The sequence below is a fragment of the Mesorhizobium sp. M4A.F.Ca.ET.022.05.2.1 genome, from assembly GCF_003998845.1.
Lineage (GTDB): Bacteria > Pseudomonadota > Alphaproteobacteria > Rhizobiales > Rhizobiaceae > Mesorhizobium.
Map to the genome: position 1 here is coordinate 1 of NZ_RZOJ01000649.1, position 2,009 is coordinate 2,009.

Here is a 2,009-nt window from a genome sequence, read left to right on the forward strand (position 1 = left end):
CCCTTCCGCTATGTAGTCGGCGCCGAGCCGTACGGCGGTCGCGTTGATATCCTCCGTCCAATGCTCGGCGAGCGCGAAGGCCGAGTGGCGTGCCATCACCGCTATGGTCTTGAAGTGGGACAGCGCGTTGGTGATCTCCTCGACCGCGCCGTCGAACAGCACCTTGCCGGGCGCGTCGCACGTCTCAACGTGGAACGGCAGGATGGCGACCATCGGTTCGGCCGCCCGTCGCGGCTGAACCGGCACTTGTGCCCGCGGATCTGCGGCCTGCATTTCGGCGGCCTGGAACAGATAGCCGCGTCGGGGGACGGTACGGATCAGCGCCTGCGCCTCGTCACCGATCGACTTGCGCGCGTCGCGAATGCACTGGGTGAGCGAATCCTCGGTGACCATGGTGTCCGGCCAGACCGCCCGCAACAATTCGTCCTTGCTCAGCACCCTGCCGGAATTGCATATCAGGAACGCGAGAAGCTCGAAGGTTTTCGGCCGGACCGGCACGATCTCGCCGTCACGCCTGAGCGTGCCCAGGTCAAGATCGAGAACCGCGCTGCCGATCTGTTGCGACAAGCCCTTGCCCCATCGTCGCGCACCTTCGCGCGGCGATTATCGGAGCGGCAGAATGCCCACAAGGTCAAGTCCGAAAGAAGCCGCCCGGAAAAATGAAGTGCGGAAGGATTGGGCGAATCCGGAGCCATAGGCTCGGCCGCCCGCCGGACCGGGGTGCCGGATCGCACGGCGACTGCCGCTCGAAATAGGCCAGCATCTCATTGGCTTCGCCGCAGATGAACCCGGCAACGCCCATCGACAGGATGCGCTGCGTTTCCTCCTGCGCCAGCATCGAGGGCCAAAGCGCTCCTTCAGCTTTCTCACGCATGATCGATCTCCAGGATCAGTGGTTTCCCAGTCGCTCCGAGGCCTGTATTGCTTCAGCATTGCCGCAACGCGCGCTCGCCGTCCTGAACGGCTGCTGATATTTTGCTGAAATCGGCTCTCGGCGCCGCGGCCCGGCGACCCCGGCCTTTTCGTTGCTATTCGCTCGCCAGCGCGTCGAAGTGGGGACAGCGCGGCCGGGCGCCGACGGGGACGATCTCATATCCGGCCGCGATCAATTCCAGCTTCATCTCCTCGAAATGCCGCTTCGAGCCGCTGGCGATCGCATCCGGCGCGTAGTCCCAGCCATTGCGGGCGGCATTGGCCAGTATGTCGGCATAGAGGCGCATGCTGGCGATTTTCACGTCCGATTCCAGCATCTGCCTGCAGCCGCTGGCCAATGACGGCGACGGGGAAGAAAAGCCCAGGATCGCGCACGCCAGTCCTATGGAAACGCTCCGCATGGAAACCTCCCGTGATTGCAGCCTCTCGCTGCAAGGGAGCTTGCACCCGGTGCGCCTGCGAGGGGATCGGCCAGATGCGGTGTTTTAGGTCCTGCATTTGTAGTATTTTGCCACGGCAGGCGTTGATAGTGCGCACGTCCGCGGGCAGGGAATCGGCATGAACCACAACGCGACAGCGGCCACCTCTTCAGCGTCTTCGCCGGCGCTGTCCGAGCGCGAGCGCGCCGTGGCGGAGAAATTCGCGGCTGGCCTGACCTATCGCCAGATCGGCGAGGCGCTGTTCATCGCGCCATCGACCGTGCGCACCCATCTCGCCGCGATCTACGAGAAGCTCGGCGTGCGCAACAAAGTGGCGCTTGCCGCGCACCTCAATGGCATTGCCAGCTTGCCGCCGGACAAGCCGTCGGCCTTGCCCGGCGCTTCGCCGGTGCTGGCGATATTCCCGATCGAATGCCTGAGCGATGAAGAGCGCTGGCGCCGCTTCGCCAACGGCCTGTCGTCGGACATCACCGTCGACCTTGCGCGCTACGCGGGCCTTCCGGTCATCGCCTTCCACACCATGAAGGCGCTGGGCAGCAAGCCGGCCGACTTCGCCGCTGACGGCAAGGCGCTGGGCGCCGCCTACATCGTGTCGGGCCAGCTACGCGCCGACGACCGGCGGGTGCGGCTGACGAT

General features: G+C 65.1%; 4 protein-coding genes. 1 reads left to right on the plus strand and 3 read right to left on the minus strand.

The genetic code is table 11. From position 1 onward, the window contains the following. The 3 genes from EN745_RS34095 to EN745_RS34105 form a co-directional block, all read right to left on the minus strand. Positions 1–567, minus strand: a 567-nt coding sequence (locus tag EN745_RS34095) for a winged helix-turn-helix domain-containing protein (RefSeq protein WP_189363253.1), incomplete at its 3' end; no start/stop codon positions are given. A gap of 64 nt (positions 568–631) precedes the next feature. Next, a complete protein-coding gene (locus EN745_RS34100) occupies positions 632–838 on the minus strand; it encodes a hypothetical protein (RefSeq protein WP_126055285.1) in 207 nt (68 codons plus the stop codon). A 190-nt stretch (positions 839–1,028) separates the two neighbouring features. Next, entirely contained in the window at positions 1,029–1,235 is a 207-nt protein-coding gene (locus tag EN745_RS34105; RefSeq protein ID WP_126055284.1) for a hypothetical protein, read from the minus strand. Between the two features lie 256 nt (positions 1,236–1,491). On the opposite strand from EN745_RS34105, the gene EN745_RS34110 reads away from it, so the two are divergent. Further along, a partial coding sequence (locus tag EN745_RS34110; RefSeq protein WP_245487904.1) for a LuxR C-terminal-related transcriptional regulator occupies positions 1,492–2,009 on the plus strand: 518 nt, incomplete at its 3' end.

Excerpts from the sequence above, each read along its gene's own strand:
- EN745_RS34100 (WP_126055285.1), bottom strand. The coding sequence starts at position 838 with ATGCTGGCGCAGGAGGAAACGCAGCGCATCCTGTCGATGGGCGTTGCC.